Source organism: Mesorhizobium sp. CC13, assembly GCF_039907765.1.
Taxonomy (GTDB): Bacteria; Pseudomonadota; Alphaproteobacteria; order Rhizobiales; family Rhizobiaceae; genus Aminobacter.
The window spans coordinates 490,025-516,324 of sequence record NZ_JARDJI010000002.1; the positions used below are offsets into that span (position 1 = coordinate 490,025).

Sequence of the window (26,300 nt, forward strand, 5' to 3'; positions counted from 1 at the left end):
CGACGCGGAGAGGGCGTCTGTTGAGGGACCATTTACCATCCCGGTCGGTATGAGTGACGCGAAAGTCACGCTCGCTGGGTAAGTAAGTGCAAATTAACCAGAACCCTTGCGTGTAGGGAAAATCCGGTTATTACGGTACGGGAAAATTTACCGCGACGTCCGGTTTTCTCGCCGTGGGGACTTCGAGAAAAGGTTGTAAAGGCCGATGAAGGCAGCATTTAAGTTTGCGAGCGCCGCGTCCGCGGTGGCTCTGTCCGCCGCTCTGGCTGTGCCTGGCGCGGCCGTTGTTCAGTTTGCCGCCGTTTCGGCGGCGGAAGCTGCCGTCGTCAACCGGATCGAGGTGCGCGGTAACCAGCGCGTCGACGCCGAGACGATTCGCAACTACATCACCATCAAGCCCGGCAAGACGTTCTCGAACGCCGACATCGATGAGGCGGTGAAGTCGCTGTTCGGCAGCGGCCTGTTCTCCGACGTCCGCATCAACCAGGTCGGGTCGACGCTCGTCGTCCAGGTGTCCGAGTACCAGGTCGTCAACAACGTCCTGTTCCAGGGCAACAAGAAGCTGAAGGACGCCCAGCTGGGCGCTGCCGTCCAGCTCAAGCCGCGCGGCGCCTTCTCGCAGGCGACGATGGAGGCTGATGCCGAGGCGATCAAGGAAGCCTACAAGCGCGTCGGTCGGGACGACGTGACCGTCACGACCCAGGTCATGGATCTCGGCGAAAACCGCGTCAACGTGGTCTACGAGATCAACGAAGGCGGCCGCACCAAGATCGCTGCCATCAATTTCGTCGGCAACAACGCCTATGGCGACCGCCGCCTGGCGGACGTGATTTCGACCAAGCGCTCGTCGTTCTTGTCGTTCATGCTGCGCGACGACATCTATGACGAGGATCGTCTGCGCGCCGACGAGGAAGCGCTGCGCCGCTTCTACTTCAATCGCGGTTATGCCGACTTCCAGGTCGTGTCCGCCTTCGGCGAGCTCGACGAGGCGACCAACCAGTACACGATCACCATCACGGTGGACGAGGGTCAGCGCTACACCTTCGGCGACGTGTCGGTGGAAAGCACCATCCCGGAAATCGACGGCACCACGCTGCAGTCGCTGGTCGAGACCCGCAAGGGCGACGTTTACAACGCCAAGAACGTCGAAGATTCGATCATCGCGATCACCGAGAACGTCGCCGGCAAGGGCTATGCCTTCGCCAAGGTGACCCCGCGCGGCGACCGCAACTTCGAGACCCGCACGATCAACGTCGTCTATACGGTCGACCAGGGCGCCAAGGCCTATGTCGAGCGCATCGAGATCCGCGGCAACGAGCGCACGCGTGACTTCGTCATCCGTCGCGAGTTCGACGTCAGCGAAGGCGACGCCTTCAACCAGGTTCTCATCCAGCGCGCGAAGAAGCGGCTTGAAGCGCTTAATTTCTTTGAGCGCGTCGAGATTTCGACGGCCCCCGGCTCGCAGCCGGACCAGGTCGTGCTGGTGGTCGATCTGGTCGAGAAGTCGACCGGCGAGTTCTCGATCGGCGCCGGCTACTCGACGGGTGGCGACAATGCCGGCCCGTCGGTGGAAGGCTCGATCACCGAGCGCAACTTCCTCGGCCGCGGCCAGTTCATCAAGTTCTCCGCCGGCGGCGGCAAGAACTCCCGAGACTACAGCTTCTCGTTCACCGAGCCGTATTTCCTCGGCCGCCGCATCGCTGCAGGTTTCGACATCTATCGTCAGACCCGCAAGTACGACGAGTACGACAGCGACATCACCGGCGGCACGATCCGCTTCGGCCTGCCGATCACGGACAACATCTCGACGCAGCTGGCGTACAACATCTCGCAGGAAGAATATTCCTTCTCGGACGATTGCGACGGTGCAACGGATCCCAACAGCCCGGATCTTGATTGCGACGTGTCGCCTGCGATCATAGATGGCGTCGAGCGCAGCCCGTGGATCAAGTCGTCGGTCAGCGGCACGCTGGTCTACAACACCATCGACGACATGAAGAATCCGCGTAACGGCATCTACGCCAACTTCACGACCGAAGTTGCCGGCCTCGGTGGCGATGCGAAGTTCGTCAAGTTCACGGGCCGCGGCAGCTACTACCAGACGATCTCCGAGGAGATGGACATCGTCGGTCTGGTTTCGGTCGGTGGCGGTCACATCCAGGGCTTCGGCGACGATGGCCTGCGCGTGTTCGACCACTTCAAGAACAACGACCGCATGATCCGCGGCTTCAAGTACAACGGCATCGGTCCGTTCGATCAGAATGGCGAGGATCATCTCGGCGGCACGACCTATTTCAATGCCTCCGCCGAGGCGCAGTTCCCGATCCCGGTCGTTCCCGAGAGCTTCGGCCTGCGTGGTGCAGTGTTCGCGGATGCCGCGACGCTGTATGGCAACAAGGTCGATGTCGCGGGTACCGATATCGTTTCGACGGGCATGGAATGGCGTGCCTCTGTCGGTATCGGCCTGCTCTGGGCGTCGCCCTTCGGCCCGCTGCGTATCGACTACGCGGTGCCGGTCAAGAAGGAAGACACCGACGACACCCAGGAATTCAACTTCGGCATTTCGACCCGCTTCTAATCGCGTGGAACGATGCTTCCGGGCCTCGACGGCCCGGAAGCCCGCCCGGCTCAGCTGGAAAAGCACTTCATGACGGACCCGGTGTTCTTTGTGCCGTCACGCCGCTTGACCGCGGGCGAGGTGGCCGACTTGACCGGCGCCGTGCTCGCAGATCCCGGCCACTCCCACATCATCATCACTACCATCGCCTCTGCCGCCGAAGGCGGCGAGGGCGCGTTGGTGTTCGTCGACGGCAAGCGCAATGCCGCCCCCCTTGCGACGCTCAAGGCGGCGGCGGTGCTGTGCACGCCGGATGTCGTCGGCCTCGTTCCCGCCAGCATTGCCGCACTCGTCACGCCCAGAACCCAGCAGGCCTTCGCCCGCATCGGCCGCATGCTTTACCCGGCAGCCGAGCGCCCCGTGGGCGCGACCGGCGAGACCGGCATCTCGCCCCATGCCCATATCGACCCGACGGCTCATGTCGAGGCGGGGGCGATCGTCGAAGCCGGTGCCGTCATCGGCCCCAATGCCGCAGTGGGCACGGGCACCGTGGTTGCGGCCAATGCGGTCATCGGCCGTTCCGCGCAGGTCGGCCGCGATTGCTACATCGGACCGCACAGCTCGATCCAGTATGCGCTGCTCGGCAATGGCGTCATCGTCCATGCCGGTGCCCGGATCGGCCAGGACGGCTTCGGTTTTGCCGGCGGCCCCAAGGGGCCGGAACGGGTGCCGCAGATCGGCCGCGTCATCATCCAGGACAATGTCGAGATCGGCGCCAATACCACCGTCGACCGCGGCGCGCTGGCGGATACGGTCATCGGCGAAAACACCAAGATCGACAATCTCGTCCAGATTGCCCACAACGTGCGCATTGGCCGCAATTGCGTCATCGCCGGGCTGACGGGTATTTCGGGCTCCTGCGTCATCGGCGACAACGTGATGATGGGCGGCGGCGTCGGGCTGGCGGACCATCTGACCGTCGGCGACGGCGCCAAGCTGGCGGCCCGCAGCGGCTTCATGAACAATGTGCCGGCAGGCGAGGTCTGGGGCGGTTTCCCGGGCAAGCCGATGAAGGAAATGATGCGCGAGTTCGCGGTGCTCAGGAAGCTGGCCAGGGCCAGGACCAAAGAGGGTGGGGGCAATGACTGACCAGGCAACAACGACGCTCGAGGCCGTCGATATCCTCGGCCTGTTCGAGCTGCTGCCGCATCGCTATCCGTTCCTGCTGATCGACCGCATCGTCGAGATAGACGGCGACGACTCCGCCGTCGGCATCAAGAACGTCACCTTCAACGAGCCGCATTTCCAGGGCCATTTCCCCGGCCAGCCGGTGATGCCCGGCGTGCTCATCATCGAGGCGATGGCGCAGACCGCGGGCGCGATCTGTTTGCGCCTGGTGGTCGATGAAAGCCCGTCGCTGGTCTACCTGATGACCGTCGATGCGGCGAAGTTCCGCAAGCCGGTCGTGCCCGGCGACCAGTTGCGAATCCACGTCAAGAAGATCAAGAAGCGCGGCAACATCCTCAAATTCGCCTGCGACGCGCGGGTGGACGGCGCGACCGTGGCGGAGGCCGAGGTTGCAGCGATGATGGTGCCCAAGGAATAGTACCAATCGTCATGCAGACCGAGACATTCATCCATCCCGCGGCCATCGTCGAAGCCGGCGCCAAGTTCGGCACAGGCGTGCGCGTCGGGCCCTTCTGTCATGTCAGCGCCGATGCCGTGATCGGCGACCGGGTCGAACTGGTCAGCCATGTCGCGATCATGGGGGCGACGACGCTGGGCGAAGGGTGCAGGGTTTTCCCGCAGGCCACCCTTGGTGCTGCGCCGCAGAACAACAAGCACAAGGGGGGGCGCACTACGCTGGTGGTCGGCAGGAACTGCACGATCCGCGAAGGCGTGACCATGCATCTCGGCAGCGACAGCAGCCGCGGCGAGACGACGGTCGGCGACAACGGCCACTTCCTCGCCTACGCGCATATCGCGCATGACTGCGTCGTCGGCGACAACGTCACCATGGCCAATGTCGCCACCCTCGGCGGCCATGTCGAGGTCGGCAACAACGTCACCCTCGGCGGCCTCGTCGCCGTGCACCAGATGACGCGCATCGGCCATCACGCCTTCGCCGGCGGTGCCGCGATCATCGACGGCGACATCATTCCCTACGGCATGGTCATGGGCAACCGCGCTCGCCTGCGCGGGCTCAATGTCATCGGCATGAAGCGATCTGGCGTTGCGCGGGCCGAGATCTTCGCGCTGCGCAAGGCCTACAAGATGATCTTCGACCCGTCCCGGGCGGTGGCCGAGAACATCCCCGAGGTCGAGAAGCTGTTCGGCACGTCTCCCATCGTCCGCGACATGCTCGATTTCATCCAGGCGCGCGGCAAGCGCCACTTCACCGTCCCGCCGCTGCGCAACGCCGTCTCCGACGACGCCGCCGATGACGAAAGCTGAGGCTGGGCGGAAGACAATCCTTGCCGCGGCCGATAAGGTCGCCATAGTCGCCGGCAGCGGCCGGCTGCCCGTCAACGTCGCCGAAAGCCTGGCCTTGGCCGGGCACGTGCCTTTCATCGTGCGCATCGCCGGCGAGACCGACGCCGGCACCAGCCTCGAAACCTACCCGGGGTCCACGCTAGCCGTGGAGCAGTTCGCCGGGCTTCTGCCCATGCTCAAGCGCCATGGCATCACCCATGTGGTGCTCGCCGGCGGGGTGAGCCGGCGGCCAGTGTGGCGCGCCATACGCCCCAGCCTGTCTCTGCTGTCGATCCTGCCGCGCGCCATCCGCGCCTTGCGGCGCGGCGACGACGGTCTTCTGCGCATCCTGGTCGACCTCATCGAGGACAAAGGCATCAAGGTGGTCGGTGCCCACCAGGTCGTGCCGGAACTGCTCGCGGTTGAAGGCCGCATGGGCGCGCATGCACCGCTTGCGGCCGATTGGGATGACCTCAATGCGGGGCTGGAAGCCGCCCGTGCCATCGGCGCGCTCGATATCGGGCAGGCGGCCGTAGCCGTTGGCGGACGTGCAATAGCGCTCGAGGGCATCGAAGGAACGGACCTTTTGCTCGAACGCGTGCGCGACCTGCGCGACAACGGCCGGATAGCCGGGCGAAAGCGCGGCGTGCTGGTCAAATGCGCGAAACCCGGCCAGGAACTGCGCGCCGACCTGCCGACGATCGGTCCTGCGACCGTCGATGCCGCACATGCCGCGGGGCTTGCCGGTATCGGCGTCGAGGCCGGACGCTCGCTCGTGCTGGATTTCGGCGAACTCGTGGAGCGGGCCGACCGGCTCGGCCTGTTCGTCGTCGGCCTCACCGGCAAGGAGACGGATCGATGACCCAGCCGCCGCTCAAGATCGCGATCGTGGCGGGCGAGGAATCGGGCGACCTGCTTGGGGCCGACCTCGTGCGTGCCCTGCGCCAGATGAGCGGGCGCGACGTGCGACTGGTGGGAGTGGGCGGCCGGCATCTCAAGGAACTCGGGCTATCGCCGCTCTTCAATGCCGGCGAAATCGCCCTGATGGGCCTGTCGGCGATTTTGCGCGACCTGCCGCGTCTGATCCGGCGGATCGGCGAGACCGCGCGCTTCGTCTCGGCCGAGAAGCCGGATTGCCTGATCACCATCGACAGTCCCGATTTTTCCCTCCGCGTCGCCAGGAAGGTGCGCGCGCTCGCCCCCGACATCCCGATCGTCCATTATGTCTGCCCGAGCGTCTGGGCGTGGCGACCCGGTCGCGCCAAGGCCATGCGGCCGCATGTCGACGAGGTGCTCTGCATCTTGCCGTTCGAGCCGAAGGAACTTGCCAGGCTGGACGGGCCGCCCGGCACCTACGTCGGCCATCGGCTGATCAGCGATCCCGGCGTGCTGATTGCGGCTGCAATGCAGGAGCACGGCAGCGATCCGGCGGAACAAGGCGGCGAGAAGACCCTCCTGCTGCTGCCGGGCTCGCGCCGCAGCGAGGTCCGCGCGTTGCTGGGGCCGTTCGGTGAGACGGTTTCGATCCTCAAGGCGCGCGGGCATCGCCTGCGCCTCCTGCTGCCCACGGTCCCGAATGTCGCCGACATGGTCACGTCGATCACGGGCCAATGGCCCGACAAGCCGGAAATCATCCTCGACGCGCAGAAGAAATGGCAGGCCTTCGGCGAGGCCGATGCTGCCCTGATCGCCTCGGGCACGGTGTCGCTCGAACTGGCGCTCTCCGGCGTGCCGATGATGTCGTGCTACAAGCTCGATGCGGTGATGCGCATGGCCCAGCGCCTGATCACGGTGTGGAGCGCCTCGCTGCCCAACCTCGTCGCCGACCGCACGGTGGTCATCGAGGCCTACAACGAGTATGTGCGGCCGCAGTGGATGGCCCGCCATCTCGAGGGGCTCCTGACCGACAGCGCGCTGCGGCAGTGGCAGAAGGACGGCTTTGCCGAGGTCAGGCGCCGGTTCGCGACCGAGCGGCCCTCCGGCGAGTTGGCGGCCCAGGTCGTCCTCAGACATATCCGCAAATGAAAACGCCCGCCGAAAGGCGGGCGTTTCACATTGACGTCGTACCGGCTCAGCGCTTGGCGATCGGCACGTAGTCGCGCTCGGGAGCGCCGGTGTAGAGCTGGCGCGGACGGCCGATCTTCTGGCGCGGATCCTCGATCATCTCCTTCCACTGGGCGATCCAGCCGACCGTGCGGGCGAGCGCGAACAGCACGGTGAACATGGTGGTGGGGAAGCCCAGCGCCTTCAGCGTGATGCCCGAGTAGAAGTCGATGTTCGGGTACAGCTTCTTCTCGATGAAGTACTCGTCGGTCAGCGCGATGCGCTCGAGTTCCATCGCCACGTCGAGCATCGGATCGTCCTTGATGCCGAGTTCGCCGAGCACCTCGTGCGTGGTCTTCTGCATGATCTTGGCGCGCGGATCGTAGTGCTTGTAGACGCGGTGGCCGAAGCCCATGAGGCGGAACGGGTCGTTCTTGTCCTTGGCGCGGTCGATGAATTCCGGGATGCGGTCGACCGAGCCGATCTCGGAGAGCATATTGAGCGCGGCCTCGTTGGCGCCCCCGTGAGCCGGGCCCCAGAGGCAGGCGATGCCGGCCGCGATGCAGGCGAACGGATTGGCGCCTGACGAGCCGGCGAGGCGCACGGTCGAGGTCGAGGCATTCTGCTCGTGGTCGGCGTGCAGGATGAAGATTCGGTCCATGGCACGTGCCAGCACCGGGTTCACCTTGTACTCCTCGCACGGCACGGCAAAGCACATGTGCAGGAAGTTGGCGGCGAAGTTCAGCTCGTTCTTCGGGTAAATGAAGGGCTGGCCGATGTGGTACTTGTAGGCCATCGCGGCGATCGTCGGCATCTTGGCGATCAGGCGGATCGAGGCGACCATCCGCTGGTGCGGATCGGAGATGTCGGTCGAGTCGTGGTAGAAGGCCGACAGCGCGCCGACCACGCCGCACATCACCGCCATCGGGTGGGCGTCGCGGCGGAAGCCGGTGAAGAAGCGCGACATCTGCTCATGCACCATGGTGTGGCGCGTGACGCGATAGTCGAAGTCGTCCTTCTGGGCCTTGGTCGGCAGTTCGCCGTAGAGCAGCAGGTAGCAGACCTCGAGGAAGTCGCCGTGCTCGGCGAGCTGGTCGATGGGGTAGCCGCGGTGCAGCAGCACGCCGGCGTCGCCGTCGATGAAGGTGATCTGCGACTCGCAGCTTGCCGTCGAGGTGAAGCCGGGATCGTAGGTGAACGCGCCTGTGGTGGAGTAGAGCGAGGCGATGTCGATGACATCCGGCCCGACCGTCCCGCCTCGGACCTTGAACTCGTGGGTCTGGCCGCGGAACTCCAGTTTGGCGGTTGAATCTGTCATCGCATACTCCTTAGTGCTGAGTTGCCGCTGGGCGGCGCAATCTTGTTAACAAGCAACCCGATAGGTCCGGAACGCTCGGTCTCGCCCTCCAGCTTTCCCGCTGCTGTCAAATTGGCCTGTTGCCGCAATGTTGCACCGCAAAAGCCTCATTACAATGCAAAATTAGGAAAGCACTGCTGACCTAATCGATTTGATCGGAAATGCGGGCCAGACTTTCGTCGCGCCCCAGAACGGCGAGTACATCGAACACGCCGGGGGACGTGCTCTTGCCGGTCAGGGCGGCGCGCAACGGCTGGGCGACCCCGCCCAGTTTCACATTTTCGCGACCGGCGAACTCGCGGATTGCAGCCTCGGCGGAGGCCGCGTTCCAGTCTGCGCCAGCCACCGTCGAAAGGGCCGCATGGGCGCCCTTGAGGATATCCTTGGCCGGGCCTGCCAGCAGGCCGGCAGCCTTCTCGTCGACGGCCAACGGGCGCTGGGCGAACAGGAAGGCGGCACCGTCTGCCAGCTCGACCAGCGTCTTGGCGCGCTCCTTCAGGCCGGGCATGGCGTCGACCAGCTGCGCCCTGGTGCGGTCGTTGAGGCCCTCGGTAACGATTGCGCCATTTGGCAGGTAGGGCAGGGTGGCGATGAAGATGTCGAGCAGCCTGGCGTCGTCCATCTGGCGCATGTGGATGCCGTTCAGCGCCTCGAGCTTGGCGAAGTCGAAGCGCGCGGCGCCCTTGTTGACGTCCTCGATCTCGAACCAGCTGATCATGTCGGCGATGCTCATCACCTCGTCGTCGCCATGGCTCCAGCCGAGGCGGGCGAGATAGTTGAGCAGAGCCTCCGGCAGGTAGCCCATGGCCCGGTAGGCGTCGACGCCGAGCGCGCCGTGGCGCTTGGACAGCTTGGCGCCGTCGGCGCCGTGGATCAGCGGGATGTGCGACATCACCGGCACGTCCCAGCCCATGGCATCGTAGATCACCGTCTGGCGCGCGGCGTTGGTCAAATGGTCGTCGCCGCGGATGATGTGGGTGACGCCCATGTCGTGGTCGTCGACGACCACGGCGTGCATGTAGGTCGGCACGCCGTCCGAGCGCAGGATGATGAAATCGTCGAGATCCTTGTTGGGGAAGCGCACGTCGCCCTGCACGCGGTCGCGCACCAGCGTCTCGCCCTCGGTCGGCGCCTTGATGCGGATGACCGGCTTGACGCCCTCGGGGGCCTCCGACGGGTCGCGGTCGCGCCAGCGGCCGTCATAGCGCGGCGGGCGGCCCTCGGCGCGCGCCTTCTCGCGCATCTCGTCGAGCTCGGCCGGCGAGGCGTAGCAATGATAGGCCTTGCCCATGCGGACGAGCTCCTCGGCCACCTCGCGGTGGCGCGGGGCGCGCTCGAATTGCGAGATCGGCTCGCCTTCCCAGGTGAGTCCCAGCCAGGTCAGTCCATCGAGGATCGCCGCGGTCGCCGCGTCGGTCGAGCGCTCGCGATCGGTGTCCTCGATGCGCAGCAGCATCGTGCCGTCGGTGTGGCGGGCATAGAGCCAGTTGAAGAGTGCGGTGCGGGCCCCGCCGATATGCAGGTAGCCGGTAGGCGAGGGGGCGAAGCGGGTGACGACGGGCATGGCGTATTCCAGGGCAGGCATGGCGTCGCCCGGCCGGAGACCGGCGGCGCATGGCGTTTCGGTGGCGTTGATGTAGCATAGAAGGTCTGGGGCGCAAGGGGCATGCCCGATGGGCGACCATGTGCGGGAGGGGCGAGCCGGCGAAATCCCGGTCGCGGAAACGGCCGAGCGCGTCCTGCTCGCCGGGGGGGAGTTGTTGCCCCCGCTCGTCTGGGGGCGCCAGCTCGACCTGCAGCCAGCCTCCGCAATCGAACGCACCGCCCCGCCGGGTGGCCTGCTGTCGCGGCTGCCAGGAGCCATAACCGTCGTCCATGGACCGTTCACGGCCCGGACACTAGCCGCTGCGGTCGAGACCGAGCTCGACCGCGGCGTGGCGTACCTGCTCGTCCCGGTGTTCCTGGCGATTGGGGCGCTGGCCTATTTCAGCCTCGCCGAGGAGCCGGCCTTGCTGCCGATCGCTGCGGTAGCCCTGGTTGTGGCCGCGTTGGCTTTCGCCACGCGCCCCAGGAGATGGCTTCACTACGGGCTGGCCGCGCTTGCCCTCTGCCTGCTCGGCATGGTCGCGGCAAAGCTCGAAACCGCCCGCCTGGGCACGAAAATGCTCGGCGCCGAAATCTCGACGCAGGTGCAGGGCCGCGTCGTGGGGATCGACCGGCTCGACAAAGGGCGAGTCCGCCTGACCATCGACGTCATTGCCACCGCGCGGCCAGCGCTCCGCTATGCGCCGGATCGCGTGCGCCTGACGGCGCGCCGGGCGCCGGCAGGCCTCGCTGCGGGATCGCTGGTCAGCGGCTATGCGCGGCTGATGCCACCCTCCGGTCCGATTCGGCCCGGCAGCTACGACTTCTCCTTCGAAAGCTATTTCGACGGGCTCGGCGCCAGCGGCTTCTTCATGAAGGGGCCGGAACTGGTCGCGGATGCGCAACCCGTTCCGTTCGCACTTGGGATCGAGGCCTGGCTCGGAAACCGTCGCGACCGCATTGCCCAGCGCATCCGCGACCGGATCGGCGGCGTGGAGGGCGAAATCGCCGCCGCACTCATGGTCGGCGTGCGCGGCGGCATTCCCGAGGAGGTCAACGAAGCGCTGCGGCGGACGGGCCTCTATCACATCATCTCCATTTCGGGCCTGCACATGGCCATGGTCGCCGGAACCGTCATGCTTGGCCTGCGGCTCGGTTTCGCGGCCTTTCCGGCCTTCGCATCGCGGCATCCGGTGAAGAAATACGCCGCCCTGGCGGCCCTCGTCTCCACAGGCGGCTATCTTTCCATTTCCGGCGCCGAAGTGGCGGCGCAGCGCAGCTTCATCATGCTCGCCGTGATGCTGACGGCCGTGCTGTTCGACCGCGCCGCATTGACCATGCGCAATCTCGCCATCTCTGCCATCATCGTCATTCTCCTGTCTCCCCACGAGGTGGTCGGTCCGAGCTTCCAGATGTCGTTCGCGGCCACCGCGGCACTGGTCGGCGCTTATGGCTGGTGGTCGGACAGGCAGGCCGAGCGGGTGCAGCCGGCGATGCAGCTTTCACTCGCGGCAAAGACGTGGCGCAGGCTCTGGACCCTGGCGGTCGGGCTCCTGGCGACCTCGCTGATCGCCGGGCTGGCGACCAGCGTGTTCGGGGCCTGGCATTTCCAGCGCATCTCGCCGCTCAGCCTGTTCGCCAACCTGGCGGTGATGCCCATCGTCTCGGTGCTGGTGATGCCTTTTGCGGTTGCGGCCGGCGTGCTCATGCCGCTCGGCCTGGACGGCCTGTTCCTCGACACGATGGGGCGCGGCCTGGCCATGATGATCGCCATGGCGCGATGGTTCTCCGAGCGGTCGCCGGTCGACGCCGTCGGCCTGATTTCCGTCCGCTCGGTGATACTGGTGTCGGTCGCGCTCTGTATTGTCTCCATGGCGACCACCCGGCTCAAATTGGCCGCCCTGCCGTTCGCCGCGAGCGGATTGCTGCTGCTCGGCGAGGCAAGGACGCCAGACATATTGATCTCCGAAGACGGCCGGCTGGTCGGCGTGCCGACGGCGGGCGGCAGGCTGGCGGTCAACCGCGCACGTCCGAGCGAATTCGTCACCGACAGCTGGAAGAGGGCGGTTGTGGCGGGGGAACTGGTCGGCCCGCTTGGCACCGGCGGCGAGGCGGCCCCGGACGCCAAGGCCCCCCCTGATCGGGCGGATGCCTCGGCGCTCGAGGCGGCCATGTCCCTGCAAGGGGTAGAAAAACCGGGCCGCCGGCAGGCCTTCGTCTGCGGCGGCGGCCTGTGCACCATCGAGCACCCGTCAGGCGCCGTGATCGCCTATGCCGGCAATGCGGCAATGGCGAAGCCTGCCTGCGCCGTCGCGAGCCTGATCGTGATCGATGACGCGACGGCGCGGGACCCCTGCACAGGTTCGGCGACGACCGTCGTCACCAAGCGCGACCTGGCACGCTTCGGCAGCGTCGCGGCATTCCTGCCGGCGCAAGGGGAGCAGGCGAGCCGCCGGATCGAAATCCAGAAGGCGATCGCCGAGCCCTATCGGCCATGGCACGCGCAGCGGGCATTCTCCCGTGAGGCGCGCGGCCTGCCGCCCTTCCGCCGGGACCGTGCAAAGCCGCCGGCGGAGTAGGCCGCGCCATAAAGCAACTTGCAGCCAGACAGAGACGCGCCGGCGTCGCATGAATGCGGCCGAGAAAAGCAGCGAGGCGCGGAATGCCCTCATCGGGATGCAGTCGTCGAAATGCCCGCCGCGCTACCAGGAAAAGTGCGCAGCGGTTTTCCGCCCGGAATTGCGCAAAAACAAAGAGATAGAGCGTTTTCGTGATTCGAAGGGAAGCGGAATTTCTCTAGCCCGGATGCGCTGCACCCTGATCGGGTGCGCTGCCCCTGAAAGGCGATCGCTCCTGACCAGCGCTGGGAGAGCAGAGCCGAGAGCACTTCCGCTTTTCTTCGAATCGCGAAAACGCTCTGTCTTTTTGCTTCCACGCAAACCCGGACGGAAACTCGCTTCGCGCTTTTTTTTGGAATTGCCCTAGTAGCGCCGGATCAGCCCGACTAGCTTGCCCTGAACCTTGACCCGATCGGGGCCGAAGATGCGGGTTTCATAGGCGGGATTGGCGGCCTCGAGCGCGATCGAGGCGCCCTTGCGGCGAAAGCGCTTGAGCGTCGCCTCCTCGTCGTCCACCAGGGCAACGACGATCTCGCCCGGATTGGCGTTGCTGGCATTGCGGATGATGACCGTGTCGCCGTCGAAGATGCCGGCCTCGATCATCGAATCGCCCTTGACCTCCAGCGCATAGTGCTCGCCGCCCGAAATCATGTCCGGCGGCACCGAGATCGAGTGCGTCCTGTGCTGGATGGCGTCGATCGGTACGCCGGCGGCGATGCGTCCCATCACCGGAATGGCGACAGCCGCAGCCGCATCGTCGTCGTTGCCGGCCGAAAGCGTACGCGACGGCTCGGGCTTGCGCCCCAGGCTGCCCTCGATGACGCTCGGCGAAAACTTCCTGGCGGCGTTGAGGCCGGGCGCGATCGAGTCGGGCAAGCGGATGACTTCCAGCGCACGCGCGCGGTTCGGCAGGCGCCGGATGAAGCCGCGCTCCTCGAGCGCGGTGATCAGGCGATGGATGCCCGACTTGGAAGCGAGGTCGAGCGCCTCCTTCATCTCGTCGAAGGACGGGGGGATGCCCGCCTCCTTCAGCCGCTCATGAATGAACAGCAGAAGCTCGTGTTGTTTGCGCGTCAGCATCGCTGCCCCCAAGGGAATCGAAAGAAAAACAAACCCGGAACAAACACTATATGTTCCAGTTGTGTTCCGCAACCGATTAAATTTTGGTGAAGGTGCCGAGGGGCGCTCAGCGCAGCATCAGCACCAGGCAGCCAGTGCCAGATTCGGCGGCCCCCGCGAAGGGCTCGCGGATGATGACGCAATTGGCGTCGGCCAGCGTTCGCAGCATCGACGAGTCCTGGACCCCGAAGGGCACGGCGACGAGGCCGGCGTCGGTCTTGCGCACCACGCCGCGCACGTAGTCCTGGCGCAGGTCGTTTTCCTTCATGGGCGCCCCGAGCACGGCCTCGCGGATGTCCGGCGCATAGGGCCGCCCGCCGAGCTTCGCCAGAACCGGTTTCAGGAAGAGGTGCGAGCAGATGAGGCTCGCCACCGGGTTGCCGGGCAGGCCGATGCAGCGGGTGTCACCGAGCCGTCCGAACATCAGCGGCTTGCCCGGGCGCATGGCGATCTTCCAGAAATCGAGCTTCATGCCGAGGCCGGTCAGCACGCCGTGCACCAGGTCATGGTCGCCGACCGAGGCGCCGCCGAGGGTGACGATCACCTCGGCTTCGGCGTCGAGCGCCTGCCGGACGAGTGCCGAGATCGATCCGGTCTTGTCGGCCGCTATGCCGAGATCGAGGACGCGGGCGCCGACCGAGCGGGCAATGGCCGCCACGCCGTAGGCGTTGGACGAGATGATCTGGTCGGGGCCGGGCGAGCTTCCTGGCGGCAGCAGTTCGTCGCCGGTGGCGATGATCGCGACCAGCGGCGCGCGCTGCACCTCGAGCGTCGGATGGTTGGCGGCCGCCGCGAGCGACAGCGCGGCGGGGTCCATCAGGCGGCCGGCGTCGAGGATCAGGTCGCCTTCGCTGAAGTCGAGGCCCTTGAGGCGGATGTTGCGGCCGGGCGCGGTCGGCTCGACCACCTCGACTTCGCAGTTGCCGAGATCGCGCACGTTTTCCTGGATGACCACCGTGTCCGCGCCGGCCGGCACCGGCGCGCCGGTGAAGATGCGCACGGCCTGTCCGCGCGCGATTTTCCCTGCGAACTGCCGCCCGGCAGCCGCCTCGCCGATCACCGCAAGCCGGGCGGGCAGGTCGGCGATGTCCTGCGCGATCACCGCATAGCCGTCCATGGCCGAGGCATCGAAGGGCGGCTGGGTGCGCAAGGCGTGGAGCGGCGTGCCAAGCACACGTCCGGAAGCTTCGTCGAGGCCGACGCGTTCCGTGCCCGCCGGGGCAGCGCTTTCGAGCAGCCGTTCAAGCGCGTCGGCGACCGGCAGCAGCGCCATCTAGTCGACAGCCTTGTAGTCGCCCGACTTGCCGCCGGTCTTCTCGACCAGGCGGATGCCGGAGATCACCATGCCGCGGTCGGCGGCCTTGGCCATGTCGTAGATGGTCAGGCAGGCGACGGCGGCGGCGGTCAGCGCCTCCATCTCGACGCCGGTCTTGCCGGTGACGCGCGCCAGCGCCGTCACCCTGAGGCCCGGCAGCGATTCGTCCGGCTCGATCTCGACCGACACCTTGGTCAAGAGAATCGGATGGCAGAGGGGAACCAGCTCGTGCGTGCGCTTGGCGGCCATGATGCCGGCGATGCGCGCCGTGCCCAGCACGTCGCCCTTCTTGGCGTTGCCGGACAGGATCAGCGCCAGCGTCTCGGGGCGCATCGTCACTGTGCCCTCGGCGATCGCGGTACGGGTCGTTTCGGCCTTGTCGCCGACGTCGACCATGTTGGCCTCGCCGGTGGCGCCGATGTGGGTGAGGGCGGCCATGTCAGGCGCTCGCCGCGACCGGGCTGCCTTCGAGCAGCGCCCGCGTGGCAGCAGCCACGTCGGCCTGGCGCATCAGGCTCTCGCCGACGAGGAAGCCGCCGATGCCCGATTTTTCAAGCCTCAGGCAATCCTGGTGGGTGAAGATGCCGCTCTCGCCGACCAGCAGGCGGTCCGCCGGGACCATCGGCGCCAGCCGCTCGGACGTCTCCAGGCTCACCTCGAAGCTGCGCAGGTTGCGGTTGTTGATGCCGAGCAGGCGCGAGGCGAGCTTAAGGGCCCGCTCCGTCTCGGCCTCGTCGTGGACCTCGATCAGCGCATCCATGCCGAGTTCGAAGGCCGTTTCCTCGAGCCGCCTGGCGTCGTCGTCCGTCAGGCTCGCCATGATGATGAGGATGGCGTCCGCACCCCAGGCACGGGCTTCGTGCACCTGGTAGGGCTCGAACATGAAGTCCTTGCGCAAGGCGGGCAGGGTGCAGGCGTCGCGGGCGGCGGTCAGGAACTCCGGCGCGCCCTGGAAGGACGGCGTGTCCGTCAGCACCGAAAGGCAGGCCGCCCCGCCTTCGGCATAGGCGCGGGCGAGCGCCGGCGGATCGAAATCGGCGCGGATCAGGCCTTTTGACGGGCTCGCCTTCTTGATCTCGGCGATCAGCCCGAAGCGGCCCTGGCTGCGCTTCGCCTCGAGCGCCGCGAGGAACCCCCTGGGCGGGGCCACGTCGCGCGCCCGTGCCTTCAGGTCGGCAAGCGGCGTGAGCGCCTTGGCCGCGGCGATCTCGTCGCGCTTGTAGGCTTCGATGCGGCGCAGGATGTCGGCCATGATGCTATCCGTTCGAGACGGCGACGAGGCGCTCGAACACCGCGCGGGCACGGCCGCCGTCAATCGACTTGACGGCCAGTGCGACCCCTTCGCCGATGGTTGCGACCTTGCCGGCTACCACGAGGCCCGCGCCGGCGTTCATCAACACGGTGTCGCGATAGGCGCCCGGCACGCCCTCGAGCACGGCGCGCAGGGCAGCTGCATTGTAGGCCGAATCGCCGCCGCGCAGCTCTTCGCGGCTGTGGCGGGCGAGGCCCACCTGTTCGGGCGTCAGGGTGAAGGTGCCGATCTTGCCGCCCGACAGCGCGGCGATCCTGGTTTCGCCGGTGGTCGTGATCTCGTCGTAGCCGTCGCCATGCACGACCCAGGCGCTCTCCGTGCCGAGTTCCTTCAGCGTTTCCGCGACGGGCTCGACCCATTCGGGCGAGAACACGCCGACCAGCTGCCGGCTGACGCCGGCCGGATTGGAGAGAGGGCCGAGCAGGTTGAAGATGGTGCGGGTGCCGAGTTCGACCCTAGTCGGGCCGACATGCTTCATCGCGGGATGATGAGCGGGCGCGAACATGAAGCCGACGCCGGCCTCGTGGATGCAATGGCCGATCGCCTCTGGCGTCAGGTCGATCTTGACGCCGAGCGCGGTCAGCACGTCGGCGGCACCCGTGAGCGAGGACAGGCCGCGGTTGCCGTGCTTGGCGACCGGCACGCCGGCGCCGGCAATGACGAAGGCCGAGGCAGTCGAGATGTTGACGCTGTGCGAGCCGTCGCCGCCCGTGCCGACGATGTCGACAGCGTCCGCCGGCGCCTCGACGCGCAGCATCTTGTCGCGCATGGTGGCGACGGCGCCGGAGATTTCGCTGACGGTCTCGCCGCGCACCCTGAGCGCCATCAGGAAGCCGCCGATCTGGCCGGGCGTCGCTTCACCCGACATGATGATGTCGAAGGCCTCCCGCGCCTCCTCGAAGGTGAGCGGGCTACCTGCCGCGACCTTGGCGATATGTGGCTTCAGCGCGCTCATGGCGTCCCCACCGCAAGTGCACGGGTGATGGCGTTCTGGTCGACGGTGACCTGATATTCGCTCTGCAGCTGCGCCACGAGCTGGTCGAGCAGGTCGTCCGACATCCCCGAGGCGAAGGTCTTCTGCACGTCCTCCGGCACCGAGGCGGCGTCGGCGCCGGCCGGCTCGAACACCTCGGCGACCTTGAACAGGATCTGGGCGTCGCCGGTGGGCGAGGGGATCACGCCGGTTCCGCCCTGGCCCATGGCGAACATGGCGGCCGCGCCGTCGCGGCCGAAGTCGGCGTCGTCGGTGTCGCGCTTGAGGCCGCGCTTGGTCTGCTTCTCGAGCTTGAGTTCGCCCGCGATGACGTCGAGCGCAGCTCCGTCCTTGAGCCGCTTCTCCAGTTCGCCCGCCTTCTCGTTGAGGCGCTTCTTCGCCTCGGCCGCGGTCCAGTCGGCCACGACCTTTTCGCGAACCTCGTCGAGCGCGCGGTCGCGCGCCGGGGTTATGCCTTCCACCTCGTAAAACACGAAGCCATTGGTGCCCGTGTTCAGCGGCTCGTTCTCGATGGCGGACTCCGCCTCGAAGGCGGCCTCGATGAGGTTGCGCGACTCCGGCAGGCCGTTGACCACGCTGCCGTCGGGCTGCTGCCCGGCGCGGTCGATGGCATCGATGGTGACGACCTTGAGCTTCAGCTTTTCGGCCGCCGCCTGCAGCGACTCGCCGCCCGCGCGCGCGTCCTCGTAGGAGTCGTGCACGTCTAGCAGGATGCGGTTGGCTTCCGCCAGCGCCAGGTCCTTGCGGATCTGGTCCTTCACCTCGTCGAACGCCTTCGTCGACGCGGGCGTGATCTCGCTGACGCGCACGATCACCGGGCCGAAATTGCCCTGGATAACGTCGCTGACCTGGTTGGCCTGCATGGCGAAGGCGGCATCTGCGACGACCTTGTCGGCTACCTTGTCCTTCGTCACGTTGCCGAGAAGCACGTCGTGTGAGGTCTTGCCCTGGTCGGTTACGATCTTGTCGAAGCTCGCGCCGCCCTTGATCGCGTCGGACGCAGCCTTGGCGGCCTCGGCGTTCGGGAACACCAGCTGCTCGATCTTGCGCGTCTCGGGCGTCGTGAACTGGGCTTTGTTCTGGTCGTAGTCCTGGCGGATCTGATCGTCTGTCACCGAACCGAGGTCGACGATGTCCTCGGGCTCCAGCTTCGCATATTTCAGCTTGCGATACTCGGGCGCCGCATAGGTCTTCTTGTTTTCCTCGAACCATGCCTTGAGCACGTCGTCGGTGGGTGCCGCGATCGGCTCGACCAGCGACTTGGGCAGAGCCAGGTAGTCGATCGTGCGGTCTTCGCCGCGGTAGAGCGCGACTGCGCGCAGCAGCGTGTCGGGGGCCTTCATGCCGTCGGAAACCGCTTCGACGATCTGCTGGCGCACGGCCACCTGGGCGCGGTTCTTGAGATAGTCCTCGGGTCGCATGCCGATCTGCCTGAGGATGAAGTCGAAGGCCTGGCGGTTGAACTGGCCGTCTTGCCCCTGGAAGGCCGGATCCTGCCAGGTCAGCTGCGCCAGGCTTTCCTTGGAGAGGCCGAGGCCCAGCTTGCGGGCCTGTTCGTCCAGCACCGCGCCGGCCACCAGCTGGGCGAGGACCTGGTTGTCGATGCCGAAGGCCCGTGCCTGGTCGCGCGTCAGCCGCTGGCCGAACTGCTGCGAAAGCACGCTGATCTGGCGATCGTAGGCGAGGCGGTACTCGACGCCGGAAACGCTGGTCTTGCCGGCGGTGACGATCTTGTCGCTGCCGAAGCCGCCGAGCATCGAGCCGGAAATGCCCCAGATCGCGAAGCTCACGACGAGCAACAGCAGCAGAAGTTTTGCTACCCAGGTTCCGGCAGCATTTCTAAGCGTGTCGAGCATTTTCCGTTCCGGTCTTCGGGCGTCTGCGACGCTTGATATGAACGAAGCGCAATAGCGCCCTTCAGCGCCAGTGTCGATTGCTTTGTGGCTTGTTTTTGGTAGTGAGGGGGCCCGAACGAAGATCGTTTCCGAAGGAAGAGCACATGACGCCAGGAATTCGCCCACTCGTCGCCGGTAACTGGAAGATGAACGGGACGAGCGCATCTCTCAACGAGTTGCGAGGCATCGCCAACGGCTTCATGGGTGGTCTCGACGCCGATACGGAATCCCTGATCTGCGTGCCGGCGACGCTTTTGTCGCGGGCCGCCGAAATTCTCCACCGCACCCCGGTCAAGGCCGGCGGCCAGGACTGCCACGCCAAGGAAAGCGGCGCGCATACCGGCGACATCTCGGCGGAAATGCTGAAGGATGCGGGCGCGAGCCACGTCATCGTCGGGCATTCCGAGCGCCGGACCGACCATGGCGAGAGCGACGCCGTGGTTCTGACCAAGGCCGAGGCTGCCTGGCGCGCGGGCCTGGTCGCCGTCATATGCATCGGCGAGACGCGCGAGGAGCGCGAGGCAGGGGCAACGCTTTCGGTGCTGTCCAGGCAGGTCGCCGGCTCGGTCCCCACCACGGCGACGCCGGCCAATTCGGTGATCGCGTACGAGCCGGTCTGGGCGATCGGCACGGGGCTCACCCCGACCGCCGATGACGTGGCCCAGGCGCATGCCCATATCCGCGCCCGGCTGACGGAACTCCTGGGCGCGCCGGCGGCCAAGATGCGCATTCTCTATGGTGGGTCGGTCAAGCCGTCCAATGCCGCCGAATTGCTGGCGGTTGCCAATGTCGACGGCGCCCTCGTCGGCGGCGCAAGCCTCAAGGCGGCCGATTTCCTCGGCATCGCCGAGGCCTACCGCAAGCTCTGAATTTCGGGCGGCGGCGGTTGCAATGCCGGGGTGTCGCCCCATATTCGGGCGGCGGGCTTGGAAAAGCCGTGAAAGCATTGTAATGAGCCGCCTCCGGAATGCCTGGCGCGAGTGCGCGCCGGCGAAATCCCGCCAGGAAAGATCCCAGGACGCCCAATGGAAACCATCCTCATCGTCATCCACCTGATGATCGTGCTCGCGCTCGTCGGCGTGGTGCTCCTGCAGCGTTCGGAGGGCGGTGGCCTCGGCATCGGCGGCGGTTCGGGCTTCATGACCGCGCGTGGCGCCGCCAACGCGTTGACACGCGCGACCGCGATCCTGGCCACGCTCTTCTTCGTCACCTCGCTGACGCTGTCGATCATAGCCCGCTATGGCGAGAAGCCCATCGACATCCTGGACCGCGCACCGGCCACCCAGGGCGGCAGCACGACCGGCGGCAAGGGCGTTCTCGATCAGCTCGGCGGCTCGGCCCCGGCGTCGGGCACGACGGCTCCTGCCACGACGACCGAGCCTGCGGCTCCGGCGACGGCGCCTGCGGCGTCCGGGACCACCACGCAGCCCGCGCCCGCGCCTGCCACGCCCCAGGTTCCGAACCAGTAACGAACCGTCGGCGCCGCAACCTGTTGTTGTTTGAACACAGTTGCGGCAAATGCTGCAAAATCTTCGAATTTCCCTTGTGTAGCCGGAGCGGTCTCCCTTGAGACGGCTCCGGCTATTCGATTATAGCTGAACCGCGGCGAATGGACGGGAGCCTTGGGGGCACCGCGCGTTGCCGCGCATTTCTTTTCGCGCTGAACGTTCGGGATTTCTTCGCCATGCAGCTCCGCCGCATCCTTTTAGCAGGTCTATGCGCCACCCTCATGGGCTCGGCCGCCATCGCCGCCACGCCGGCCGGCACGGTTGCGCCTCCGCAGCCACAGGTTGCAGGCGACGTCGTGGCAATCGCAGCGAAGAGCGACGCTTCGGAGCTGAAGGCGCTCACGCGGAAGAAGAAGCCGACTGACGCCGATCTGGCGCGCATCCGCGAGCTGGAAGCCAAGATCAGGGCTGACAAGGAAGCGGCCCGGCTGAAGATGCTCGAGGCCAAGAAGATGGCCATGCGCGAAGCCGCCAAGCAGAAGGCGGAGCAGGCGCGCGAGCTCGCCCGGGTCAAGAAGGCGGAGAAGGCCAGCACCCAGCTTGCCTCGGCTGCTCCGGCCGCCGCTCCCACGCCCAAGCGCGATCTGAAGCCGCTGGCAGTCGCGCAGCCGGTTGCGCCGCTCGCGCCCGAGGCCATGGAAGTCGCATCGGCCGGCAACAGCGGCGAGCTGCGCAGCGAAAGCGCGGCGGCTCCGAAGCAGGCCGGCCTGTTTGCCGGGTTGTTCGGCGGTGCGGCGCAGCAGCCTTCGATGCTGCCGCAGACACGCGCGCTCGATGCCGTGCTGCAGGCCAAACAGGCGAAGAAGCAGTTCAAGGTGAAGTCCGATTTCGAGCCGCAGGACGTGGCGTTCTCGGGCTACGAGCGCGGTCAGATCGTGGTCGATACCGGCGCGCGCTACCTCTACCTGGTCGAGTCGTCCTCGACCGCCCGCCGCTATGCCATCGCCGTCGGACGCGAAGGTCTCGAGTTCAAGGGCAAGGCCACCGTCGGCGACAAGCAGGAATGGCCGCGCTGGATCCCGACCAAGGAGATGCAGGAGCGCGAGCCCAAGAAATACGGCCAGTACAAGGACGGCATGAACGGCGGACCCGACAATCCACTCGGCGCGCGCGCCATCTACCTTTACCAGGGCAAGAAGGATACCCATATCCGTATCCACGGCACCAACCAGCCTCAGACGATCGGCACCAATTCCTCGAACGGTTGCTTCCGCATGGTCAACGACCATGTCATGGACCTCTACAACCGCGTGAAGATGGGCACCGAAGTCATCGTTATGTAGGCTCGTTTCGGAGCGACTTTCGCAGTCCTCCCGAAGCGAAGAGAGCGGGCCGGCGGTCACGCCGGCCTTTTTGTTTGCGCTCCTTCCGGGTCGCAGCACCGAACAGCCAGATAGGGAAAAGTCCGACGCGGCGGATTTTTCTCTGGCGGAATCGATTTGGCCGCGTTAAGCGATGACTCCCATGGCGCGATATGTTTTCATCACCGGCGGCGTGGTTTCTTCCCTTGGAAAAGGCATTGCCGCAGCGGCTCTCGGAGCCCTTCTGCAGGCACGCGGTTATCGCGTGCGCATCCGCAAGCTCGATCCGTATCTGAACGTCGACCCCGGCACGATGTCGCCTTACCAGCATGGTGAGGTGTTCGTGACGGACGACGGGGCGGAGACCGACCTCGATCTCGGACACTATGAGCGGTTCACCGGACGTTCGGCGAACCAGAGCGACAACATCACCACCGGCCGCATCTACAAGAACATCATCGAACGCGAGCGGCGCGGCGACTATCTCGGCGCGACCGTACAGGTCATTCCGCACGTCACCGACGAGATCAAGAACTTCATCCTCGACGGCAACGACGAGTACGACTTCGTGCTCTGCGAGATCGGCGGCACGGTGGGCGACATCGAGGCGATGCCGTTCCTCGAGGCCATCCGCCAGCTCGGCAACGACCTGCCGCGGAACAATGCGGTCTATGTCCACCTCACGCTCATGCCCTACATTCCGACCGCGGGCGAGCTCAAGACCAAGCCGACGCAGCATTCGGTCAAGGAACTGCGCTCGATCGGCATTGCCCCCGACATCCTCCTGGTCCGTGCCGACCGCGACATTCCCAAGGAAGAGCGCCGCAAGCTGTCGCTGTTCTGCAACGTGCGTGAATCCGCGGTCATCCAGGCGCTCGACGTCGGCCACATCTACGACGTGCCGCTTGCCTATCACAAGGAAGGCCTGGATTCGGAAGTGCTCGCCGCCTTCGGCATCGACCCGGCGCCCAAGCCGCGCCTCGATGCCTGGCAGAATGTGTCGCAGCGCATCCACAACCCGGAGGGCGAGGTCACCATCGCCGTCGTCGGCAAGTATACGGGCCTCAAGGACGCCTACAAGTCGCTGATCGAGGCGCTGTCGCATGGCGGCCTCGCCAACAACGTCAAGGTCAAGCTCGACTGGATCGAAAGCGAGATATTCGAGAAGGAAGACCCCGCGCCGTTCCTGGAGAAGGTCCACGGCATCCTGGTGCCCGGCGGCTTCGGCGAGCGTGGTTCGGAAGGCAAGATCCTGGCGGCCAAATTCGCCCGCGAGCGCAAGGTGCCTTATTTCGGCATCTGCTTCGGCATGCAGATGGCCTGCATCGAGGCGGCGCGCTCGCTCGCCGGTATCGAGCATGCCTCGTCGACCGAGTTCGGAGCCACCAGGGAGCCGGTGGTCGGACTGATGACCGAATGGCTCAAGGGCAACATGCTCGAGAAGCGCAAGGTGACCGGCGATCTTGGCGGCACGATGCGGCTCGGCGCCTATGACGCCAAGCTGACGCCGGGCTCGAAGATCGCCGAGGTCTATGGCGACACCGACATTTCCGAGCGCCATCGCCACCGCTACGAAGTCAACATCGACTACAAGGATCGCCTCGAAGAGTGTGGCCTGGTCTTCGCCGGCATGTCGCCGGACGGCGTGCTGCCGGAGACGGTCGAATATCCCGACCATCCCTGGTTCATCGGCGTCCAGTACCATCCGGAGCTGAAGAGCCGGCCGCTGGAGCCGCATCCGCTGTTTGCGAGTTTCATCGAGGCCGCCGTCGAGCAGAGCCGGCTGGTCTGATTTTGATGCGCGCCGACGGGACCTCGCCGGCGCGCAACATCTTTCCGGGTCTGCGCGGCGCATGACCACCTATGTCGCGCTCCTCTACAGCATCGTCCTGGGCCCCGGCCGGCGCGTCGTCATGTCCGACCTGCGCGCCATGGCGGCCGGCCTCGGCCTCGCCAACCCGCGTACGCTGGTCGCGACCGGAAATCTCGTCTTCGAGGCCAATGGCAGCTCGGTTGCCGAGCTGGAGCGGTCGCTCGAAGCGGCCTTCGCGCAAAAGTTCGGCAAGCATGTGGACATCATAGTCCGCGACGGCGAGGCATGGCTGAAGCTCGTCGCCGCCAATCCGTTTCCAGAGGAAGCCGGCCGCGATCCCGACCAGGTGGCGGTGCGCGTCATGCGCGAGCCGGTAACAGCTGATGTCATCGAGCGGCTTCGACCCTATGTCGCTGCCGACGAGAAACTCGCCGCCGTCAACGGCGACATCTGGCTCTATTTCTCGCGCAGTGTCGGCGCGTCGAGGCTGCTCGGGGCCCTCACGCCCAGGCGCGCCGGCGGCATCGGCACGTCGCGCAACTGGAACACGGTGCGCCGCCTCGGCGAGCTGGTCGCCGGGGGAGGGCCCGGCCCAGAACCTTGCGCGAAATGACGATTTGAGGCACAGCGCTGGCCGATGACCAGGAACGTCCAAGCCGGGCCACGCGCCCTCGACCATGTGGTCCTGCCGACCGCCGACCTTGCGGTCGCGCGCGCACGCCTGTCTTCGCTCGGCTTCACCGTGGCGCCGGTAGGCGTCCACCCCTTCGGCACGGTCAACGCGTGCGTCTACCTCGCCGACGGCACCTTCCTGGAACCGCTCGCCGTGGGCGATGCCTCGGCCGCCGACAGGGCCGTTGCGGAAAGCAACGTGTTTGTGGCGCGCGACCGTTCGTTCCGTGCCGCCCATGGCGACGAAGGTTTTTCTGCGGTCGTCTTTGCCAGTGATGACGCCGATGCCGACCACGCGGAATTCTTGTCGGCTGCCTTGTCCGCCGGGCCGCGGCTCGATTTCTCGCGGCCCGTCGTCGACGCCACGGGGCGCGCCGACGTCGCGTCGTTCCGGCTCGCCTTCGCTGCCGAGCCGGCGGGCGATGCGTTCTTCTTTACCTGCGAGCGCGCCAACGCGCCCAAGGTCGACCGCGGCGCCCTGCAAATCCACGCAAACGGTGTCCGTCGGGTCGTCGCCGTCGAAGCGGATGCGGGCGACACCGCGGCGGCCACAGCCTTCCTGTCGACGCTCGCGCGCAGCAAGACCGAGACGAAGCCGGACGGCTTCAAGGTTGCGCTTGCCAATGCCGGTTTCGTCGTCCGGGCCGCTGCAGGCGGCGACAATATCCGCCTCGGCGGCATCGTCTTTGCAGTCGGCGATCTGGCTGCGGCGCATGCTCTCCTTGCAGGTCGCGGCATCGAGCACGATCTAAGCGACCATCGGCTGGTGATTCCGCCGGCGCCCGGGCAGGGTACAGCCTTCATCTTCGAGGAACAGAAATGACCAAGCCGAATGCAAACGTCACGGTCGGCAAGACCCTCTTCGCCAACGATGCGCCGCTGTCGCTGATCGCCGGCCCGTGCCAGTTCGAATCGCGCCAGCACGCCTTCGACATGGCCGGCAAGCTCAAGGAACTCACCCAGAAGCTCGGCATCGGCTTCGTCTACAAGTCGAGCTTCGACAAGGCCAACCGCAGTTCTCTGTCGAGCACGCGCGGCGCCGGCCTCGAGGCTGCGCTGCCGGCCTTCGCCGACCTGCGCAAGGAGCTCGGCGTCACCGTCATCACCGACGTCCACAATGAGGAGCAGTGCGCCATCGTCGCCGAAGTGGTCGACGTGCTGCAGATCCCGGCCTTCCTCAGCCGCCAGACCGACCTGCTCGTGGCCGCCGCCAGGACCGGCAAGGTCGTCAACGTCAAGAAGGGCCAGTTCCTGGCGCCCTGGGACATGAAGAACGTGGTCGCCAAGGTCACCGGCTCGGGCAATCCGAACGTGCTGGTGACCGAGCGCGGCGCCTCCTTCGGCTACAATACGCTGGTCTCCGACATGCGTGCGCTGCCGATCATGGCCGACATCGGCGCACCCGTGATCTTCGACGCCACCCATTCGGTGCAGCAGCCGGGCGGGCAGGGCGCCACCTCGGGCGGCGAGCGCCGTTTCGTCGAAACGCTTGCGCGAGCCGCGGTCGCAGTCGGGGTTGCCGGCGTCTTCATCGAGACGCACGAGGATCCCGACAACTCGACCTCGTCGGATGGCCCCAACATGGTGCCGTTCAAGGACATGCCGGCGCTGCTCGAACGGCTGATGGCCTTCGACCGCATCGCCAAGGGATGAAGCGCCGCCCCGGATTCGGGGCGTCCCGCCTGCAACTCCAGCTTGAGCCCGGCTTTTGCCGGGCGTAGGCTTTCCTCGTGACTGAGC

The 26,300-nt window shown here is 66.4% G+C and carries 22 protein-coding genes; 14 read left to right on the top strand and 8 right to left on the bottom strand.

The window, feature by feature from the left end; translation table 11 throughout:
* The first annotated feature begins 205 nt into the window (after nucleotides 1-205).
* The 6 genes from bamA (at nucleotide 206) to lpxB (ending at nucleotide 7,054) form a co-directional block, all read left to right on the top strand.
* Nucleotides 206-2,578 carry an outer membrane protein assembly factor BamA gene (bamA, locus tag PV773_RS05475; protein WP_347965363.1) on the top strand — a complete coding sequence of 791 codons (2,373 nt, stop codon included), beginning with the start codon at nucleotides 206-208 and terminating at the stop codon, nucleotides 2,576-2,578.
* A 69-nt stretch (nucleotides 2,579-2,647) separates the two neighbouring features.
* The gene (gene lpxD, locus PV773_RS05480; protein WP_347965364.1) at nucleotides 2,648-3,706 is read left to right on the top strand and encodes a UDP-3-O-(3-hydroxymyristoyl)glucosamine N-acyltransferase; all 1,059 of its coding nucleotides are present in this window, start codon (nucleotides 2,648-2,650) and stop codon (nucleotides 3,704-3,706) included.
* Nucleotides 3,699-4,163: a 3-hydroxyacyl-ACP dehydratase FabZ gene (gene fabZ, locus PV773_RS05485; protein WP_347965365.1), complete on the top strand. Its 465-nt coding sequence runs from the start codon at nucleotides 3,699-3,701 to the stop codon at nucleotides 4,161-4,163. Before lpxD ends, fabZ begins: the two co-directional genes overlap by 8 nt.
* An 11-nt stretch (nucleotides 4,164-4,174) precedes the next feature.
* On the top strand, nucleotides 4,175-5,011 hold the full coding sequence (lpxA, locus tag PV773_RS05490; RefSeq protein WP_347965366.1) for an acyl-ACP--UDP-N-acetylglucosamine O-acyltransferase: 837 nt from the start codon (nucleotides 4,175-4,177) through the stop codon (nucleotides 5,009-5,011).
* Nucleotides 4,998-5,891, top strand: a complete 894-nt coding sequence (gene lpxI, locus PV773_RS05495) for a UDP-2,3-diacylglucosamine diphosphatase LpxI (RefSeq protein WP_347965367.1) — start codon at nucleotides 4,998-5,000, stop codon at nucleotides 5,889-5,891. Before lpxA ends, lpxI begins: the two co-directional genes overlap by 14 nt.
* Complete coding sequence (gene lpxB / locus PV773_RS05500; protein ID WP_347965368.1) at nucleotides 5,888-7,054, top strand: lipid-A-disaccharide synthase; 1,167 nt, start codon at nucleotides 5,888-5,890, stop codon at nucleotides 7,052-7,054. The genes lpxI and lpxB overlap by 4 nt, the downstream gene beginning before the upstream one ends.
* Nucleotides 7,055-7,100: 46 nt before the next feature.
* On the opposite strand, the gene gltA is transcribed toward lpxB, so the two are convergent.
* A complete protein-coding gene (gene gltA, locus PV773_RS05505) occupies nucleotides 7,101-8,390 on the bottom strand; it encodes a citrate synthase (RefSeq protein WP_340041396.1) in 1,290 nt (429 codons plus the stop codon).
* 181 nt (nucleotides 8,391-8,571) lie between these two features.
* Nucleotides 8,572-9,993: a glutamate--tRNA ligase gene (gltX, locus tag PV773_RS05510; RefSeq protein ID WP_347965432.1), complete on the bottom strand. Its 1,422-nt coding sequence runs from the start codon at nucleotides 9,991-9,993 to the stop codon at nucleotides 8,572-8,574.
* Nucleotides 9,994-10,102: 109 nt separating this feature from the next.
* On the opposite strand from gltX, the gene PV773_RS05515 reads away from it, so the two are divergent.
* Nucleotides 10,103-12,592 carry a ComEC/Rec2 family competence protein gene (locus PV773_RS05515; protein WP_347965369.1) on the top strand — a complete coding sequence of 830 codons (2,490 nt, stop codon included), beginning with the start codon at nucleotides 10,103-10,105 and terminating at the stop codon, nucleotides 12,590-12,592.
* 402 nt (nucleotides 12,593-12,994) lie between these two features.
* Here PV773_RS05515 and lexA read toward each other — a convergent pair whose 3' ends face one another.
* The 6 genes from lexA to PV773_RS05545 form a co-directional block, all read right to left on the bottom strand.
* Entirely contained in the window at nucleotides 12,995-13,711 is a 717-nt protein-coding gene (gene lexA / locus PV773_RS05520) for a transcriptional repressor LexA (protein ID WP_347965370.1), read from the bottom strand.
* Between the two features lie 106 nt (nucleotides 13,712-13,817).
* Nucleotides 13,818-15,023 carry a gephyrin-like molybdotransferase Glp gene (glp, locus tag PV773_RS05525; RefSeq protein WP_347965371.1) on the bottom strand — a complete coding sequence of 402 codons (1,206 nt, stop codon included), beginning with the start codon at nucleotides 15,021-15,023 and terminating at the stop codon, nucleotides 13,818-13,820.
* Entirely contained in the window at nucleotides 15,024-15,503 is a 480-nt protein-coding gene (gene moaC / locus PV773_RS05530; protein WP_347965372.1) for a cyclic pyranopterin monophosphate synthase MoaC, read from the bottom strand. It lies immediately after the preceding gene.
* A 1-nt stretch (nucleotide 15,504) separates the two neighbouring features.
* Entirely contained in the window at nucleotides 15,505-16,320 is an 816-nt protein-coding gene (gene trpC / locus PV773_RS05535) for an indole-3-glycerol phosphate synthase TrpC (RefSeq protein ID WP_347965433.1), read from the bottom strand.
* Between the two features lies 1 nt (nucleotide 16,321).
* Entirely contained in the window at nucleotides 16,322-17,332 is a 1,011-nt protein-coding gene (gene trpD, locus PV773_RS05540; RefSeq protein ID WP_347965373.1) for an anthranilate phosphoribosyltransferase, read from the bottom strand.
* Nucleotides 17,329-19,227, bottom strand: coding sequence for a peptidyl-prolyl cis-trans isomerase (locus tag PV773_RS05545; RefSeq protein ID WP_347965374.1), 1,899 nt, complete (start codon nucleotides 19,225-19,227; stop codon nucleotides 17,329-17,331). Before PV773_RS05545 ends, trpD begins: the two co-directional genes overlap by 4 nt.
* 143 nt (nucleotides 19,228-19,370) lie before the next feature.
* On the opposite strand from PV773_RS05545, the gene tpiA reads away from it, so the two are divergent.
* From tpiA to kdsA, 7 genes are all read left to right on the top strand, one after another.
* Entirely contained in the window at nucleotides 19,371-20,135 is a 765-nt protein-coding gene (tpiA, locus tag PV773_RS05550; RefSeq protein WP_347965375.1) for a triose-phosphate isomerase, read from the top strand.
* Between the two features lie 156 nt (nucleotides 20,136-20,291).
* Nucleotides 20,292-20,735, top strand: a complete 444-nt coding sequence (gene secG / locus PV773_RS05555) for a preprotein translocase subunit SecG (protein WP_347965376.1) — start codon at nucleotides 20,292-20,294, stop codon at nucleotides 20,733-20,735.
* Between the two features lie 335 nt (nucleotides 20,736-21,070).
* On the top strand, nucleotides 21,071-22,057 hold the full coding sequence (locus tag PV773_RS05560; protein ID WP_347965377.1) for a L,D-transpeptidase family protein: 987 nt from the start codon (nucleotides 21,071-21,073) through the stop codon (nucleotides 22,055-22,057).
* Between the two features lie 181 nt (nucleotides 22,058-22,238).
* Nucleotides 22,239-23,867 (top strand): CTP synthase, encoded by a 1,629-nt coding sequence (locus tag PV773_RS05565; protein WP_347965378.1) that lies wholly within the window; start codon nucleotides 22,239-22,241, stop codon nucleotides 23,865-23,867.
* Between the two features lie 61 nt (nucleotides 23,868-23,928).
* Nucleotides 23,929-24,501 carry a DUF1697 domain-containing protein gene (locus PV773_RS05570; RefSeq protein ID WP_347965379.1) on the top strand — a complete coding sequence of 191 codons (573 nt, stop codon included), beginning with the start codon at nucleotides 23,929-23,931 and terminating at the stop codon, nucleotides 24,499-24,501.
* A gap of 24 nt (nucleotides 24,502-24,525) precedes the next feature.
* Nucleotides 24,526-25,383: a VOC family protein gene (locus PV773_RS05575; RefSeq protein WP_347965380.1), complete on the top strand. Its 858-nt coding sequence runs from the start codon at nucleotides 24,526-24,528 to the stop codon at nucleotides 25,381-25,383.
* Complete coding sequence (kdsA, locus tag PV773_RS05580; protein ID WP_347965381.1) at nucleotides 25,380-26,213, top strand: 3-deoxy-8-phosphooctulonate synthase; 834 nt, start codon at nucleotides 25,380-25,382, stop codon at nucleotides 26,211-26,213. The genes PV773_RS05575 and kdsA overlap by 4 nt, the downstream gene beginning before the upstream one ends.
* Nucleotides 26,214-26,300 lie beyond the last annotated feature (87 nt).